Here is a 16,356-nt window from a genome sequence, read left to right as displayed (position 1 = left end):
GCTACGTCTCTACAAGGATTTTGGTATTATGCAAAATCATTTTCATACATGGAATAAGCAACGCCTGATTTTTAAAAGCTTTTTGCGCCTTGGGTATCGAGAGAAAGCGATCGCACCTCGGCTGTAATTCCTTCTTCTTGCCAAGCAGCTAACATCGCCGCCTCCACAGCCTTTGAGTGTAACTTATCTGCCAAAGCTAACAGTGTCGGCCCCGCACCACTAATCACCATACCATAAGCACCAGCACTAACGGCTGCGATGTTGAGAGCATCATAACCAGGAATCAAAGCTTTACGATAGGGCTGATGCAATTTATCTTGCAAACCTGTCTTTAGCCATTGTCCGTTACCAGTTTCCAAGCCGCGCAACAATAACCCCAAATGTGCCGTATTAAAAATCGCATCGGCGCGACTCACTTCAGTTGGGAGAACACTCCGCGCTTCTGAAGTGGAAAGTTCAAAATTAGGAATAGCCACAACTGGTACAACATCTTTATGCCAGGGAACATCGCAAATTTCCCAAGCGGCGCCACTGGTAGCAGCAAGACGACATCCTCCCAACAAAGCTGGAACTACATTATCAGGATGTCCTTCCATTGCGATCGCTAACTCCATCACCTGTGACTGAGAAAGAGTTGCACCCTCAAGTTGATTAGCAGCAACCAACCCACCAACAATTGCTGTCGCCGAACTACCCAAACCCCTCGCCAACGGGACACCTAACTTAATCTCTATTTTCACAGTCGGCGGTGTTCGCTCTATATGTTGATAGAACTTGACAAAAGCTTGGTAGAGAAGATTGCTTTCATCTGTTTGGACTCGTTCAGCTTCGGTACCCGTGACATGAATAGTTAACCTACCTTCTTCTAAGCGAGTGAACTTGAACTCGTTGTACAGCTTTAATGCTGCACCGATGCAATCAAAACCAGGCCCCAAATTCGCAGTTGTGGCAGGAACAGTAACAGTGATGGTAGAAACAACAGACATTGGTAAAACTCAGTAATCATAGGAATACGCGGGATGCGGGAAACTCAGACACTTCAGCGCTGAGAGGGAAGCGGCACGAGCGACTTTAATCGCTTTCAATATTCACCTCAACAACAAGTGTGTCAACAAATTCTCTCAACCGTTCTTGCCAACCAGGGACGGATTTTAATTTATCCTTAATTCCTGGTAAAACCTTAAAGCAAACAGGGTCTTTATCAAATGGTTGCTTGCTTGTAAAACCTAATTTGTGTTTTTTCTGGAATGGCATTGATGTTTGTCTTGTATATTGATATACTAATATATAATACATTGTAGACTGAAATAATGTCTAAAGCTAAAAAGTCAATGGGAGTGCAACAAGTCTTGCTATATCCCAGTGATGAAACCAAGTCAATATTAGAGTATCTTTGTCAGCAATCAGGCAAGCTTTACAATACAGGGATTTACTTTGCACGACAAACTTTTTTTAAAACAAATAAGCTGTTAACAGGCAAATTTGACTTAGCCTTTGAACCATCAATCGCAAAGTCAATGCTTGCTCAATCTCTTCCTTCTACGCCAATGCAACAAACTTTAATGTCAGTTACAGAGGCGTTCAAGTCTTTCAAAGAATTGAGAAACTTATTTTTATTGGGTGAATTGCATTTTAGACCCAAAGTGCCAGGGTATCTCAAGGGTTCTAAGTTATTCAAAGTTGCATATCCTAACTCAGGAGGACAAAAACCAACACTTATTAATGGTCAACTCAGATTTTCTTTAGGGCTAACAGTTAGGCGTTGGTTTGGTGTATCTGAATTTTTCCTGCCTATGCCATCAAACATTGACTACACAAAGGTAAAAGAGTTTACATGTCTACCGAAGAATGGTGCTTTTTACCTGGAAATCTCTTACGAAATAGTCAAGTCAAAATACGATTTAGATATAAATCAGGCATTGTCTATTGACCTTGGGACTGCTGACAATTTAGCTGCTTGTGTTGATACATTGAGTAACTCCTTGTTGATTGATGCTCGTGCAATGAAGGCGATGAATCAGTTGTGGAATAAAAAGGTATCGACACGAAAAGAAGGCAAGCCAGATGCCTATTGGGACAACTGGTTAGATCGTGTAACCCGTAAGCGCAACCATCAAATGCGGGACGGCATTAACAAAGCAGCAAAGTTAATTATTGACCACTGCCTTAAATATGGCGTTGGTACTTTAGTGATTGGGTGGAACCAAGGCTTTAAGGAATCTGCCAACATGGGTAAAGTGAACAATCAAAAGTTTGTTCAAATGCCTTTAGGTAAGTTGAAAGACCGATTAAATCAACTGTGTGATTTGCACGGCATTAGATTTATTGAAACAGAGGAAGCCTACACTAGCAAATCGAGCTATTTAGATGGAGACTCCCTACCCGTATATGGTCAAAAACCAGACGGGTGGAAAGCATCTGGAAAGCGGATTAAAAGAGGGCTGTATCAATCAGCAAATGGTTCAATTCTAAACGCAGATTTGAACGGCAGCGCAAATATTTTACGAAAAGTAGCCAGCAATCTAAGCATTGACTTAGGCTTACTGGGTAGACGGTGTTTGACGACCGTAGCGAGAGTTAGACTTTGGACACTACCTAAGTTTACTCTGTCCGCAGAATCTCAGTCCCTTCAGGGCTGAGAGTGTCAACAACCAGCATCTCATGTAATATCAATTCGTAATTCGTAATTCGTGATTCGTAATTAAGAAAGTTGGATTTACTGATAAACAATGATGTTGTGGCTTTTACAGCTACCTTTCAAATTGCTCTAAATATCGCCCTTGACCGAAGGATGAAACTGCTAAACCCCAACGACACTCAACCATTGCAAGTTATTTAACAAAGTTTAGGGGTTTAATTCCCTGTCTCTTGTGGCAGCACGTTTTGTGTCGGGGTAAAATCCCCGTTACAAAACATAATTGCGTTAGCGTAGCGGGGCGTAGCCCATTGCGAATTGCGAATTGGTTTAATCCACATTCCTGAAAGCATCATCAGAAGTTTTTCGCAATACCATTAACTAGATCGAATTCAAATCGCTGTTCGTAGTTTGTTTCACCATACAAATTGAAGCTAATAGTAGGTTCATCACCGAGTGCTTCAACGTGGTGAATTGCATCTGGCATCAAGGTAATAATTTCTCCTGGAGTTAAAATAAGATCCCCGACTTTCTCAATTCCACCATTATTATCAGTCCGTCTCCACAGCGTATTTTTTTCTTCTCCACTAATCAGTGCTACAACTCCCCAGGTAGCATGATTATGAATTGTTGATACTCTTCCCGGCAACCAAGCGACTGTCTGTACTGTTAAGGGAAAATCCGGCTCATCATATAGGGTAAGTACCGACCAGCCTATTTCTGGATCTGGTTCAAGATATTCACCTTGCAACCATTCTGAACTGATTAATAATCGTCGCACTAGCGGACAAATTGCTTGGAGTCGGTGGCGATCGCTCTTAATTTCATGGAGAATATTTTCAAGATCCGTTAAAAACCGATATAGCCGATATTGGTTTGTCGGTGATTCTAAATTATCTGCCACTTCTTCCCAGGCTTCGCACTTGCCATCTTCTCTCACTAACCAATCTTGACTTACCATATCTTTTCAGAACTCAATAATCGTTACATATCTGGAGCCTCAAACCTAAATCCTGCTTTACCCTTCATACCGATTTAATTAAGTTAAGTAAATCTTTGTTGGCATTAGGTTCGTAAAGCTGAGTCGCTTTGCGACACACTATGCAAACCCGACAGGAGTTTAGTAACTAAAAGGGTTACTTTAAATTAAATGTGTGAACTTTGCATCACTACAGTTCCGGTGGGACGAGAGACGTTTGCATCTGTCTCTAATGTGACAATTAACCCGGAAAATTGTGGGTGAGAAAATTCTTCGTACATTTTAGGAGTGAATGGTAACTCATAGGAAGCATTTCCCCAAGAATAGGGATTGACTTCACCGCAGGGTAACTTCTCGCTAGCAATAACTGTCCATAAGAAGTAGACATAACCAGCAGGAGGGGCGGGAAGATTTCGGAAAACCATTACTGCTTTTTGCTGCTCAGGATTGATAACTATACTCCCTGAACTGTTAGCTTTGGAGTTGACTCCTTTAAAAGTAAACAGTCGCGTTTCATCATTTTGGAGCATAGTTTTAACTAATTGAGCTTGGGCAAAATCTTGGCGTAAATGCTGGTTATCTGCGGTGACAACGCTCAGATTTTGACGCAGCTGATAGTTATCGACACCCAAAACTATCATAAACAGTGCGGCTACGCTACCAGCAATTTTTGTCCATCGAAGTGGCATTAGCGTAGTAGCTCTTGGAGAGTTTCGCTTAACTACAGGAAACTGTATGGCCGAGTTTTCAGCTTGTTCCAAAATTTTAGGCAGTAAATGGGCTGGTGCTTCTACTTCAGTAAAGCCATCTAGCACTTGTCGCAAAACTTCCTGCAAATCATCAACTTCGGCAATCAGTTCTGGATGTTCATCAAGTAACAGCCGAAACTCTTGGGCTTCTTCAGGCGTGAGATCATCCACGACAAACCCCGCAGCCAGGTTTTTGATGTGTTCGGGATCAAAAGATTTATTCATAGATTGATAAATCAGAATCTAGTAAGATGCGCTTGAGTTTTAGTAATCCTTGGCGGGTGCAGGTTTTGACTGTGCCTAGAGGGATATCGATTTTTTGAGCAATTTCTGACTGACTTAATCCTTGGTTATAAGCCAGTTCGATTACTTGGCGTTGTTTTTCGGGTAGTTGTGTTAGAGCATGGTAAATTTGTGCCGATCGCTCTGCAAAACTCGCCTGTTCAACGGGTGCTGGCTCTGCTGTAGCTTCATTTGTCATCGTTTGCCCCCACCTTTCCACAAGTTTGAGTTGTCTAGTTCGAGCACGTAGCTTATCAATCGCCCGCGATCGCGTAATTGTCACCAGATAGCGTACAAAAAAGCGACAATCAGGATTGCTAGATGCTTTGCGCCACAGTGTTAGAAAAATTTCCTGGGTTAAATCTTCAGCTTCTTGAGAGTCAGCCAAAATTTTCAGAGCTAATCCATAAACTAAGCGACCATGACGATTAAACAAAACGCTTAAGCCCGCAGAATCGCCATTTTTAAGCGCCACAAATAAAGCTTCATCCGTAGCACCCTGAAGGTTTTTAATATTTGACTGGGGAAGTTTAGGCTCCATACTGTTGCAAAAACAGGTTTAAACCCATAAAGGAGCAAATTAAGGATAAGCTTTTTTCCATCACCTCTTTCTTTCCTATAGGAATCCGGTTTGATTTTTGAAAAGATACGTAGGGTGCGTTAGCGACAGCGTAACGCACTATTACCAGGGATTCGGTGCGTTACGGATTTCATCCTAACGCACCCTACAATACTTAACTTTGTTCAAAAATCAAATAGTAATCCTATAGACTAAACCAAGTAACTCTTTCCTCTGGAAAATGCCATCTATTCTTATGACGCTTGGCAAAGCAAATTGGATTGAATGGACGAGGTATTTTTTGAAGCTACTGAAATTGTCTGATGATAATTTTCCCGGCTCTAAATGCCTTGCATATAAAGCGATCGCGCATACGTTATCAAACCAAGCAAACTTCCGACCAAAAACTCACTAACCTACGGCATATCAGACAATGGATTTAAACAGTTAGCCTAATTTTCAATACTCAAGAGTTATTTTAAATCCAATATCGGTAATCAATCGTCTTATAAACAGATGCGCCACAATTGACTACTCCAGTTTCAATATTAGGCCAGCATTGTGGCAGCATACTGCAAATTAAACGGTTTTAGCTTAAGAATAGGAAGAATTTTATGCACAAACACGCGAACTTCTTGCTCAAAATTTGTTTGAGCAGCCTGGTTTTTACAGTATCAATGATAGCAACAACCTCAGCCACTATTTCTGCAACTGAAGCTCAATCATCAATTACAAAGATTGCCCAGGCAAATCCCTGTGCTGCCAAAAATCCCTGCGCTGCTAAAGCCAACTCTGTAGGGGGGCCTCTAGCTAAAGAACTTCAAGGTAAACCCGTACTGGTAGATGTGTTTGCTAGTTGGTGTGCTGGCTGTAAGAATATTGCTCCCACCCTGTCACAATTGAAACAAGAATATTCCGGCAAGGTCAACTTTGTTGTCTTGGATGTAACTGATAAAGCCAAGCTCAAAGAGACGGAAGCAATGGCGCAAAGATTAGGTTTGGGGAAATTCCTCGAAGCTAACAAGAGTCAAACCAGCACAGTAGCGATCGTTGATCCGGGAACTGGTAACATTTTAGCTCTGTACAAAAATAATCCCAACAAAGCTGATTATACAAAAATAATCGAAACTGCTTTGGTAAACAATTAGTTAATTTATGGCTTTATTTGCCCCTAAAGATAGGGGCAATGCTAGCTTTTCATAATTGCAAACATCACTTAATTTTGAATCTAATTAAATCCAATTTTGATGGCTCAGTCGTCTTGTAAACAGATGCTCCACAACTGATAATTTCAATTCCTAATCTCAAGAAAATAAGCAGAAAATGCACGCCAAAGTGCAGGCAGCAACATACCATTAAAGCGTGAGCAGAATATCAATGTACAAACATAACAAATTTTTTCTTAGCCTACTGTGCTTGAGTGGCGTGATTTTGATAGTATCATGCAGCCCAACGAAATCAGATATTTCTCAAAATCAAGCTCCATCAACTACGGATGTTGCTCAAGCAAATCCTTGTGCCTCTAAAAATCCCTGTGCTGCTAAAGCCAAGTCTATAGGAAGACCTCTAGCTCAAGAACTTCAGGGTAAACCAGTCTTGGTGGATGTGTTTGCTACCTGGTGTCCCGCCTGCAAGAATATTGCCCCCACCTTGTCACAACTGGAAAAAGACTACAACGGAAAAGTTCATTTCGTAGTTCTGGATGTTAGCGATAAATCCACCACATCTGAAGCAGAAGCGAAAGCAAAACAACTAGGACTAAGCCAATTTTTAGCTGCAAATAAGTCTCAAACGGGAATGCTTACCATCATCGACCCAGCGACGGGGAACATCCTGGCACAGCACCGCAACAATCCAAATTTAGCAGATTACAAAACGGTTCTTGATGCTGCTTTGACTCAATAAATTAACGAAAAATGAGTTGTAACTAACGCGTTTACATATTGCACTATTTTCCGTGTAGACCGTCATTAGTCATTAGTCATTAGTCATTTGTGTTCTCGCAAGGACAAATGACAAAGGACAAAGGACAACCTCACTAGTAAATGTGCAATTTAAATGCATAAAAGCTTACCTAGCTTTGCCTTTGAAAAAGCAACTTCATTTTTAGATAACTTAAGGATACCTCCATGAAACAAATATCTCAGTCATCCACTGAGCCAAGCCCTTCCCGCCGTTCTAAAATCTCAAAGAAATGGTTAGTTTACGGTGGATTGGGATTGCTCTCCCTGGTTATAGTTCTCACTCTGGGGCCTGTAATCAGTCACCCTATTGAACGGGTTATTTCCATTGTCGAAAACCGCTATCAACAGTGGTTTGACCAACAGGACACGGCAAATCCTCTGGTGCTGCTATTTTTAGCATTTGTTGGTGGGGTACTTGCTAGTGTCTCTCCCTGTATCTTGGCACTTTTACCAGTCAACCTCAGCTATATCGGCACACTGAAAATCAAATCCCGTTGGGATGCTTTTAGTAAGGCTGGCTTATTTGTCCTGGGAGCAGTGACAATTTTAAGTCTGTTTGGTTTAGTCTCATCGTTCGCCGGAGCCGTAATGGTGGAGTATAGGGGCTATATCAATATAGTAGTGGGACTAATTATGGCAGTGATGGGTTTGTGGTTGATGGGGGTGGTAAAACTGCCTCTACCGCAGATGAATGTGAATCTCCCTCAGGCTGGCCCTTATGGGGTGGGTTTGACTTTTGCTCTGGTGAGTTCCCCCTGTGCTAGTCCAGTGCTGTTTGCTGTACTAGCGGCGGCCGCAGCCACAGGTTCGCAGGTATTAGGGACGCTGACGATGGTTAGCTATGCTCTGGGTTATACCTTGTTGATTTTTCTAGCGAGTTTATTTACGGGACTGGCGAAACAAAGTAAGCAATTGTTGAAACACTCCGAGGGAATTATCCGCTTTGGTAGTCTGGCGCTAATTCTAACTGGGGCTTACTACCTGTTTACTGGCACTCAATGGTTTTTGGGAGGTTAGGGACTTCCAAGTAAAAAAATAATCAATCGTTTTGGAAGGCAGGGGAAGAAAAAATTGGATAGTGACGTTGGATGCAGGAATTGAGTAATTTCATTTTTGGATGTCCATTAGGTTAATCAAGGTGGAGAATTTGGTGATTAGTGGTCAAAGCCAAACTCCAAAAAAACTGCCAGAAACTGACTCAATTTTCAACAACACTATCCCATAATTATATTGCCAGAACTTCTCGAATTTAGCGATCGCTCTTTTCCACATAAGAAATAGATTTCAAGAAGCTTACTTCAAAGTTCCCAAAACTGGCGTTACCTCAACCTCGGTAATTTGCGGAACCAAGAAACCCTTAGCATAAATCTGAGGATTGGTTTGCGAGACTATGGCATAAGACTGGCGAAGATTAGCATTGACTGCAACAGTCTTCACGTCGTACATCTGCATCGCCATCTTGGGATAGAAACCAATACCAATAATCATCAGCAAAAAACAGGCAGCGATAAACACCTCACGGGGTCTAGCATCCTCGTAGACTGCATCTTCTGGCACGAGACAGTCTGTACCAAAACAAACTGTTCCCTCATCTTCTTGATTTTCCAAGCTGGCATTATTAATGTCGCATAGGAGTGCTGCACCTTTACCATAAAATACCTCTCGCAGCATGGAAAGTAGATAGATAGGTGTGAGGATGACTCCAACTGCGGCGAGAAAAACCGTAACGGTGCAGAAAGTCGAACTGTAAACGTCACTGCTTGTCATACCAACGAATACCGATAGTTCGCCAGCAAAGCCGCTCATACCGGGAAGTGCTAGGGATGCCATTGCTCCAATGGTGAACAGAGCAAAGACTTTGGGCATGGCTTGACCAATACCGCCCATATCTTTCATTACCATTGTGTGGGTGCGATCGTAAGTAACACCTGCTAAGAAGAACAGCACCGATGCAATCAAACCATGCGAAATCATCTGCAACATCGCGCCGTTGATTCCCAAATCAGTGAAGGACGCAATCCCAAGCAGTACAAACCCCATGTGAGAAATCGACGAATAAGCCAAACGCCGCTTCATATTGGTCTGAGCAAAGGAGTTTAATGCACCATAGATAATGTTGACAACACCCAGAATGGCTAAAACTGGCGCAAAGTAAATGTGTGCATCGGGAAGCAACTCAAGATTCAGGCGAATTAGTCCATAACCGCCCATCTTCAGCAACACACCAGCTAAAATCATCGACACAGGAGACGATGCTTCGCCGTGAGCATCAGGCAACCAGGTATGCATCGGGAAAACAGCGAGTTTGACACCAAATGCAATCAGCAACCCTGCATAAAGCAACAGTTGTAGACCCAGCGGAAATTCTTTATTGGCAAGGGCGGTTATATCAAATGTCATATCACCGCCGCCGTATAACCCCATTGCCAGGGCTGCCACTAAAATAAATATAGAAGCCGCTGCGGTATACAACAAGAATTTTGTAGCCGCATAACGACGCCTTTGCCCACCCCAAATACAGACTAGTAAGTAGACGGGGATTAGCTCTACTTCCCACATAATGAAAAATAGCAGCAAGTCTTTGGCAACGAACACCCCTACTTGTGCAGAATACAGCACCAGCATCAAGAAATAGAAGAGGCGGGGACGGTGATCAACTTGCCAGGCCGAAAAAATCGAGAGTGTGGTGACAAATCCTGCTAGAAGCACAAGTGGCGCTGAAAGTCCATCTACTGATACCGCCCAGTTAAAACCTAACTGAGGCATCCAGGCATAACTTTCTACCATTTGAAAACTAGCACTGCTGGCATCGTAATGTTTCCAAAAGGCGTAGCACATCAAGGCAAAGTCTGCAATACCTATACCTAGTGCATACCACCGCACGCGCTTGCCATCTTTATCAGGCAGCACAGGGATAAGCAGGGAAGCAACGAGTGGCAGCAAGACAATTGCGGTAAGCCAGGGAAATTGATCCGCTATCATGTATATAGGAAAAAATACTTATTTGTGAATGATGTTATTCTACTAAACTTTGTAACAATTTCTTCATAAGTATTTGTCCCAGTTAACTATAAATATTTCTCCCAGTTAACCGCTTTGACTCAAAGACAATTGACTTGAAAATGGCAACTGTGGACTGGGGAAGAAAGATTTTTAGTTGCTCACGGTACTAATCCAGCCCGCAAAGCACGAACAGCAGCCTGTGTCCGGTCAGCAACACAAAGTTTATTGAGAATACCTCGAACATGAGTTTTTACAGTACCAACTGTTAAATAAAGCCTTTTAGCAATTTCTGCATTGTCACACCCAGCAACAATCAACTCTAAAACATCCATTTCCCTATGAGTTAAAGGATAGCTGACTATACTTTTCTCAGTATCTGGGTCAATACCTTCAATCAAGACTCGTTTTCCAGATGCCCCTCTGCTACCATCGGGGAAATCTTGACGTATTTGTTGTAGTACAAGGTCTGCGATCGCTGGATCGATCCATGAGCTACCTGCATGAGTCGTTCGCACAGCCTCAACTAATCTCTCAGTTTCGATATCCTTCATGCAATAAGAATCTGCACCTGCTGCAAATGCGGCTAAAACTGCCTGTTCGCTATTCTGCATGGTTAAAATTAGCAGCTTTGTAGTATAATCTTCATTCTCTGATTGATATTGCCTAAATGTGCGTGTTAGCTCAATACCATCCATGTCAGGCAAACCGATGTCAATAGTAGCGACATCAGGCTTGAGAGTTTTCAGAAGGTTGATGCCGTCGGCTGCATTGGCTGCTTCACCAACAATGTTAAACTCTGGCTGGGTTTGTAAAGCAGCCCGCAAGCCAATTCTCGTAAGGTTGTGATCTTCAATCACGAGGATCTTGATTTCATTCATAGTTTCTTAACTTTACTGTTATCTATCTAAAGTACAGATTAAAATAATCTCGTTCTTTTATTCGGGATCTTATACAAAAAGCAATGCAGTTGGTATTGTTCCCTTAACTTCATCTACCATTAGACATAAATAACCTTATCTTGTAAGTTTTTGTAAGGCAAGAGTTTCGATATGACAATAATAAGTCAATAAAAAAGTATTTTTATACATTAACCTGATGATAGATGTTTCATGGTAAACAATTTTTCATGGAAAATTTGGTAGTCAAAGTAAGTAACCATTAAAGAGTTGTGCTTGCAGTGGCTACGATGATTTAGATAAAAAAGACTAAACTACCTCACCCTAAGACCCAGACACAGATATGGATAATCAGATGGCTAATATACTTGCATAAATTAATATTTTTTAATACATGTGTTAAGAACAAAATCCTGGTGTTATTACTTAAAAATCAAGATTTTAATTCAGGAAACTTTAAAGGAAAATGTGAATCCTTAATAATCTCAACGCTGGTGAAGTAAGCTATTACTAGATTTGCGAGGGATAGCCAAGCACTTCTTTTTTTTATTTAGCCATGTCTTTAACTAAAACTGTCAAAAAAGATAAAATTCTTGCTGTTGATGATGTTTTTGACAATCTACTGGTCTTAGAAGCAGTCCTAGAAGATGAGGACTATGAAATTAGCTTGGTGGAAGATAGCAAAATGGCTCTGGCGATGGTTGAGGAGTCACCGCCAGACTTAATTCTCTTAGATGTGATGATGCCAGAGCTAGATGGCTATGAATTTACTCGCCGCATCCGGCAGAATCCGGCGTTGCCATTTATCCCCATTCTGCTGCTCACGGCTCACTATGAGTCTAGCGTTGTGGAAGGACTTGATGCTGGTGCAGATGACTTTATTCGTAAACCATTCGATCCTGATGAGTTACATGCACGAGTGCGATCGCTCCTGCGTCTCAAGCATAGTATCGACGAACGAGATCAGATGGCTAACTTGCGGGCTGATTTTGTCTCCCGTTTTACTCACGATTTACGTATACCACTGGTAGCCTCCAACCGGGTATTAAAATTATTGCTGGAAGGGAGGTTTTGCGATGTTTCGCCACAATTGCAAGAAATAATTGATACCATGATTGGCAGCAATCAAGACCTGCTGGAAATGGTAAATACCTTGCTAGAAGTTTATCGTCATGAGGCGGGCTGTAAAACCTTAAAAATTTCTCCCTGCAATATTCAGGAATTAGTTGGTGAAGTTTCCCAGGAATTAACTCCCTTAGCTGAAGAAAAAGGATTAGTTGTAAACATTGATATAGGTGAAACTGCAAGCACCGTCATGGGCGATCGCATCGAACTGCGGCGAGTTTTGACAAATATCATCGGTAATGCTATCAAATTTACAGACAAAGGTTCTGTAGATATTCGCTGCTATCTAACTCCGGTAGCTGTGATTATTGATATCCAAGATACAGGGCCGGGAATTTCTAAACAAGACCAAGCAATATTATTCGAGCGATTCCGCCAAGGTAAACACCAGCGTTCTGGTAGCGGTTTGGGACTATATCTATCTCGCTGCATTATTGAAGCACATCAAGGCACAATTGATGTAACATCTGAACCGGGCAAGGGTAGTACATTCACTGTCCGTCTACCTGTAGCTAGTGAAAACTAAAAGTAGGGATTCATCGGAAAACCCAATCTGGGCTAAAATTCTGCCTTGTTAAAGTAAATTTAGTTGCCATCTGTGTATGTTTAAGATTCTTTTTTGAAGTTGATCCCAATGCACGTTTATGTGACCTTACTATAGGATTACTATTTGATTTTTGAACAAAGTTAAGTATTGTAGGGTGCGTTAGGATGAAATCCGTAACGCACCGAATCCCTGGTAATAGTGCGTTACGCTGTCGCTAACGCACCCTACATATCTTTTCAAAAATCAAACCGGATTCCTATATAACAAATAGGTGTTTTGCAATCAAAAATAGTGTTCACAGGCAAAATCTGTGAACACTAAGATAGAAAACTAAGATATGGAAGGAAGCAGACAAAAATAAATATTTTTACCGATCAATTTCTGGAACAATATTGGGACGGTATTGGCAAAATCCTGAAACCCAAGGGAAAACATAGATTTGAAAAAGGAAGAAGGTTCAGTAAATAATTATTTTACTTACACCTTCTTCCTAAATAAAGTTTAGTTTAGTCTAAAGTCTTTTTAACTTCATCTTTGATATTCTCAGCAGTGTGGCGGACTTGAGCTTCAGCTTGTTTAGCTTTACCTTCAGCCTTATCTTTAGGATCGCCAGTTACTTCACCAACCGCCTCTTGGGCTTTACCTTCGACATTTTTAGCAAAAGCTTTTGCTCTATCTTCGATACTCATATTTTTTCTTCCTAAGTATGTTAATTGTTGATTAGTTTTTTGTTGCTCGCTTGAAAAGCGCTGCAATATTTATAGATTACTTTTAGACAAGTTTTAATTCTTCTATCTGACGATGCTTTTATGAAGAATATTTGTATCCGTTGTACATAACTATTTAAAGGTTAAAGTCATCTTGAGAATTCAACTAGTATCCAAAAGAGAGAAAGGTATCATTATATTGTTCAGTCTTAAGACGAGATAATTTATAACTTCAGGTAGATAATGATGCTGATAAACCGCAACTTGGCTTATCACAACTGGATATAGTAAATATGTCAACAGGGTTCGGAGGCTTTCAGCTTGGTGGTAGATAGTGCATAGTGAGCCTGTGTATTCAATTCCGGGTAAATAAGATGAGATGCTTTAAAATACTTTCGTCTTTAATCACTAAATGAGGTTAGTTAAATGTCTGAACTTACGGATGAACTTCAATATATTTTCAATTGGTTAAAATCTACCAATCATGATTTCTTTGATTGTTACAATCCAGGTTTAACTCGCCAGCAGATTGACGAAATTACAAAGGATTTACCATTCCGGTTATCCGAAGAAGTATACGAACTTTATCAATGGCGCAATGGAACCGCCGATTTTGGTTATAACAATGGCTATTTACCACTCTATTTTTTGTTTCCTGAGCAATTAAGCGCCGATGTAATTTGTTCTTTTTGTTCCTTGCAAGATTCAGTTTATATTTATAAAAGTATAGGGGAAGCAACTAACTACGATGATGCATATTGGAAGCAACAATGGTTTCCTATTGCTGCGTATGAGACTAAAAGAATGCTTTATGTAGTTGGCGATCTCGATCCATCTCCAGTTTATCTTTGGGATGTTGATTGCCTTGAGGATTCAGTAAGAATATATAAAAATCTTATCAGTATGATATCTGTAATCGCAGAGTGTTGTGAGTTTGGTTTATATCAATTCATACCAGATGAAGATGGCGAAGAAGATGACATGATAATCCGAATAGATGAAGAAAAACTAGAACTTGAAAAAGAGATATATCGAAAATATAACTCATAATTTAAAAAATATGAAGTTAGATAATAACAAATTGCTTCCTTAGAAAAACTGTGGTAATTAAATATTAATAAAAAAGAGTTTGAATAAAAAGAATAATGAAATACTTATTTATAATTTGGGTGCTTATACTCTCTTTAGTCGCTCCTAGTGCAGCGATCGCTGACGATAAGCCTCTTCATGTCTACGCTCAAGCAAGACAGCCCTACACCTTAATATCTGGACTTGGCACAATCCACCATCCAGTTTCCACTTCTAATCCCCAAGCGCAAGAGTTTTTCGATCAGGGATTAAATTTGATTTACGCTTTTAATCATGATGAGGCAGTGCGTTCTTTTCAATATGCTGCCAAACTCGATCCCCATTTAGCGATCGCCTATTGGGGTATTGCTCTAGCTCTAGGCCCTAATATTAACTTAGCAATTGACCCCAACCGGGAATTAGCTGCTTATCAAGCGGTACAGCAAGCTTTGGCACTTTCCACCCAAGCATCTGCCCAAGAACGAGACTACATTAACGCCTTAGCAAAGCGTTACTCCCAAGATACTGATGCAGACTTGTATCAGCTAGCGGTAGACTACGCAAAAGCAATGGCAAACCTAGTCGAGCGCTATCCTGATGATTTGGATGCGGCGACGCTTTACGCTGAAAGCTTAATGGATCTGCATCCTTGGCAGCACTGGACTAAAGATGGCAAACCACAGCCAGATACAGAGAAGATTGTAGCTGTTTTGGAATCTGTTCTCAAACGTAACCCAAATCATACGGGAGCTAATCATTACTATATCCATGCGGTGGAAGCCTCACCTTCCCCAGAACGGGCCCTTGTGAGTGCCAAACGGCTCGGAACCCTAGCGCCAGCGGCGGGACACTTAGTACACATGCCTTCCCATATTTATTTCCGTGTGGGAGATTATCAAGGGGCAATGCAAGCAAACGAGCAAGCGATCGCACAAGATGATATTTACATCAAAAAATATCAAGTCCAGGGCACTTACGCCATGATGTACTACAACCACAACATACATTTCCTCATGGTGGCCAGTAGCATGGCAGGAAAATATAAAGATGCTCTCCAAGCCGCAGAGACGTTAGTCGCAAATGCTACTGCAATTGATCCGTATGCACCAATGCTTGAGGGATTTTTGGGCAGCAAAATGCTGATTCAGACACGCTTTAGTGATTGGGATGCCATCTTAAAAACTCCCGCCCCCGATGCTAAATTGCCTACTACCACAGCACTTTGGCATTTTGCTCGCGGCATGGCAAGCGCAGCCACAGGCAAACTTGAAGATGCAGCAAGTGAAAGTCGGGCATTGCTTGCCGCCAAACAGGGAATTTCCACCGAAGCAACTATTGGATTCAGTCCCGCCAGTCGCATTTTAGACATTGCCTCAGAAGTTCTAGACGCCAAAATTGCTAGAGAAAAGCATGATTATGAATCTGCCATTCAATTGCTAGAAAAAGCAGTAGTAGCAGAAGATGCCCTTGATTATGTGGAACCACCAGACTGGTATCTTCCCACGCGGGAATCTTTGGGCAGTGTGCTTTTGGCTAAGGGTGACTATGCACAGGCCGAGAAAGTCTTTCGTGCTGATTTAAAAAAATATCCCCATAATGGGCGTTCTCTATTTGGCTTGCAGGCAAGTTTGCAGGCACTGGGCAAAGATGAGGCTGCTCAAGTTGTCAAAGCTGAATTGGAAACAGCTTGGAAAGGTGATAAGAAGCAACTTGACATAGCCAAAATTTATTGAACAATTCAGAATCCAGGAATCAGCTATGTTTCAGTTGCGCTGCTTCGCTATGGGATAAAAAAGAGGGGTAAAGGTTAAAGGGTAAAGGGTAAAGGTATGAATTAGGTTG

General features: G+C 41.4%; 15 protein-coding genes. 7 read left to right on the top strand and 8 right to left on the bottom strand.

The window, feature by feature from the left end; translation table 11 throughout:
• Window positions 1–71: 71 nt before the first annotated feature.
• The gene (thrB, locus tag VB740_RS12510; protein ID WP_323200322.1) at window positions 72–986 is read right to left on the bottom strand and encodes a homoserine kinase; all 915 of its coding nucleotides are present in this window, start codon (window positions 984–986) and stop codon (window positions 72–74) included.
• Window positions 987–1,071: 85 nt separating this feature from the next.
• Window positions 1,072–1,254, bottom strand: coding sequence for a hypothetical protein (locus VB740_RS12505; protein ID WP_323200321.1), 183 nt, complete (start codon window positions 1,252–1,254; stop codon window positions 1,072–1,074).
• Window positions 1,255–1,331: 77 nt separating this feature from the next.
• Between VB740_RS12505 and VB740_RS12500 the strand changes: the two genes are divergently transcribed.
• A complete protein-coding gene (locus tag VB740_RS12500) occupies window positions 1,332–2,639 on the top strand; it encodes a transposase (protein ID WP_323200323.1) in 1,308 nt (435 codons plus the stop codon).
• 351 nt (window positions 2,640–2,990) lie between these two features.
• Here VB740_RS12500 and VB740_RS12495 read toward each other — a convergent pair whose 3' ends face one another.
• The 3 genes from VB740_RS12495 to VB740_RS12485 all read right to left on the bottom strand — a co-directional run bounded on the left by VB740_RS12495 (window position 2,991) and on the right by VB740_RS12485 (window position 5,186).
• Complete coding sequence (locus tag VB740_RS12495; RefSeq protein ID WP_323200320.1) at window positions 2,991–3,596, bottom strand: cupin; 606 nt, start codon at window positions 3,594–3,596, stop codon at window positions 2,991–2,993.
• Window positions 3,597–3,781: 185 nt separating this feature from the next.
• Window positions 3,782–4,588 (bottom strand): anti-sigma factor domain-containing protein, encoded by an 807-nt coding sequence (locus tag VB740_RS12490; RefSeq protein WP_323200319.1) that lies wholly within the window; start codon window positions 4,586–4,588, stop codon window positions 3,782–3,784.
• Entirely contained in the window at window positions 4,581–5,186 is a 606-nt protein-coding gene (locus VB740_RS12485; protein WP_323200318.1) for a sigma-70 family RNA polymerase sigma factor, read from the bottom strand. The genes VB740_RS12490 and VB740_RS12485 overlap by 8 nt, the downstream gene beginning before the upstream one ends.
• Before the next feature lie 632 nt (window positions 5,187–5,818).
• On the opposite strand from VB740_RS12485, the gene VB740_RS12480 reads away from it, so the two are divergent.
• The 3 genes from VB740_RS12480 (at window position 5,819) to VB740_RS12470 (ending at window position 8,185) form a co-directional block, all read left to right on the top strand.
• Complete coding sequence (locus tag VB740_RS12480; protein ID WP_323200317.1) at window positions 5,819–6,352, top strand: thioredoxin family protein; 534 nt, start codon at window positions 5,819–5,821, stop codon at window positions 6,350–6,352.
• A 229-nt stretch (window positions 6,353–6,581) separates the two neighbouring features.
• Window positions 6,582–7,109, top strand: coding sequence for a thioredoxin family protein (locus tag VB740_RS12475; protein ID WP_323200316.1), 528 nt, complete (start codon window positions 6,582–6,584; stop codon window positions 7,107–7,109).
• A gap of 224 nt (window positions 7,110–7,333) precedes the next feature.
• Window positions 7,334–8,185, top strand: a complete 852-nt coding sequence (locus tag VB740_RS12470) for a cytochrome c biogenesis CcdA family protein (protein WP_323200315.1) — start codon at window positions 7,334–7,336, stop codon at window positions 8,183–8,185.
• Window positions 8,186–8,461: 276 nt separating this feature from the next.
• Here VB740_RS12470 and VB740_RS12465 read toward each other — a convergent pair whose 3' ends face one another.
• Both VB740_RS12465 and VB740_RS12460 read right to left on the bottom strand, forming a co-directional pair.
• A complete protein-coding gene (locus VB740_RS12465; RefSeq protein ID WP_323200314.1) occupies window positions 8,462–10,150 on the bottom strand; it encodes an NAD(P)H-quinone oxidoreductase subunit 4 in 1,689 nt (562 codons plus the stop codon).
• A gap of 179 nt (window positions 10,151–10,329) precedes the next feature.
• The gene (locus VB740_RS12460) at window positions 10,330–11,049 is read right to left on the bottom strand and encodes a response regulator transcription factor (protein WP_323200313.1); all 720 of its coding nucleotides are present in this window, start codon (window positions 11,047–11,049) and stop codon (window positions 10,330–10,332) included.
• Between the two features lie 574 nt (window positions 11,050–11,623).
• Between VB740_RS12460 and VB740_RS12455 the strand changes: the two genes are divergently transcribed.
• Entirely contained in the window at window positions 11,624–12,718 is a 1,095-nt protein-coding gene (locus VB740_RS12455; RefSeq protein ID WP_323200312.1) for a hybrid sensor histidine kinase/response regulator, read from the top strand.
• Between the two features lie 527 nt (window positions 12,719–13,245).
• On the opposite strand, the gene VB740_RS12450 is transcribed toward VB740_RS12455, so the two are convergent.
• Window positions 13,246–13,428, bottom strand: a complete 183-nt coding sequence (locus VB740_RS12450; protein ID WP_323200311.1) for a CsbD family protein — start codon at window positions 13,426–13,428, stop codon at window positions 13,246–13,248.
• Window positions 13,429–13,872: 444 nt separating this feature from the next.
• Here VB740_RS12450 and VB740_RS12445 point away from each other — a divergent pair, with 444 nt between their 5' ends.
• Both VB740_RS12445 and VB740_RS12440 read left to right on the top strand, forming a co-directional pair.
• On the top strand, window positions 13,873–14,496 hold the full coding sequence (locus VB740_RS12445) for an SMI1/KNR4 family protein (RefSeq protein ID WP_323200310.1): 624 nt from the start codon (window positions 13,873–13,875) through the stop codon (window positions 14,494–14,496).
• 95 nt (window positions 14,497–14,591) lie between these two features.
• Window positions 14,592–16,247, top strand: a complete 1,656-nt coding sequence (locus VB740_RS12440) for a hypothetical protein (RefSeq protein ID WP_323200309.1) — start codon at window positions 14,592–14,594, stop codon at window positions 16,245–16,247.
• Window positions 16,248–16,356: the final 109 nt, after the last annotated feature.

The organism is Nostoc sp. UHCC 0251, from assembly GCF_034932245.1.
Lineage (GTDB): Bacteria > Cyanobacteriota > Cyanobacteriia > Cyanobacteriales > Nostocaceae > Nostoc.
Note: the sequence above shows the minus strand (reverse complement) of the source record. Positions and strands in the feature narration are given on the sequence as shown.

Coding starts and splice junctions, on each gene's coding strand:
- VB740_RS12495 (WP_323200320.1), bottom strand. CDS start 3,596: ATGGTAAGTCAAGATTGGTTAGTGAGAGAAGATGGCAAGTGCGAAGCC.
- VB740_RS12485 (WP_323200318.1), bottom strand. CDS start 5,186: ATGGAGCCTAAACTTCCCCAGTCAAATATTAAAAACCTTCAGGGTGCT.
- VB740_RS12505 (WP_323200321.1), bottom strand. CDS start 1,254: ATGCCATTCCAGAAAAAACACAAATTAGGTTTTACAAGCAAGCAACCA.
- thrB (WP_323200322.1), bottom strand. CDS start 986: ATGTCTGTTGTTTCTACCATCACTGTTACTGTTCCTGCCACAACTGCG.
- VB740_RS12475 (WP_323200316.1), top strand. CDS start 6,582: ATGTACAAACATAACAAATTTTTTCTTAGCCTACTGTGCTTGAGTGGC.
- VB740_RS12490 (WP_323200319.1), bottom strand. CDS start 4,588: ATGAATAAATCTTTTGATCCCGAACACATCAAAAACCTGGCTGCGGGG.
- VB740_RS12470 (WP_323200315.1), top strand. CDS start 7,334: ATGAAACAAATATCTCAGTCATCCACTGAGCCAAGCCCTTCCCGCCGT.
- VB740_RS12440 (WP_323200309.1), top strand. CDS start 14,592: ATGAAATACTTATTTATAATTTGGGTGCTTATACTCTCTTTAGTCGCT.
- VB740_RS12445 (WP_323200310.1), top strand. CDS start 13,873: ATGTCTGAACTTACGGATGAACTTCAATATATTTTCAATTGGTTAAAA.
- VB740_RS12450 (WP_323200311.1), bottom strand. CDS start 13,428: ATGAGTATCGAAGATAGAGCAAAAGCTTTTGCTAAAAATGTCGAAGGT.
- VB740_RS12455 (WP_323200312.1), top strand. CDS start 11,624: ATGTCTTTAACTAAAACTGTCAAAAAAGATAAAATTCTTGCTGTTGAT.
- VB740_RS12480 (WP_323200317.1), top strand. CDS start 5,819: ATGCACAAACACGCGAACTTCTTGCTCAAAATTTGTTTGAGCAGCCTG.
- VB740_RS12465 (WP_323200314.1), bottom strand. CDS start 10,150: ATGATAGCGGATCAATTTCCCTGGCTTACCGCAATTGTCTTGCTGCCA.
- VB740_RS12500 (WP_323200323.1), top strand. CDS start 1,332: ATGGGAGTGCAACAAGTCTTGCTATATCCCAGTGATGAAACCAAGTCA.
- VB740_RS12460 (WP_323200313.1), bottom strand. CDS start 11,049: ATGAATGAAATCAAGATCCTCGTGATTGAAGATCACAACCTTACGAGA.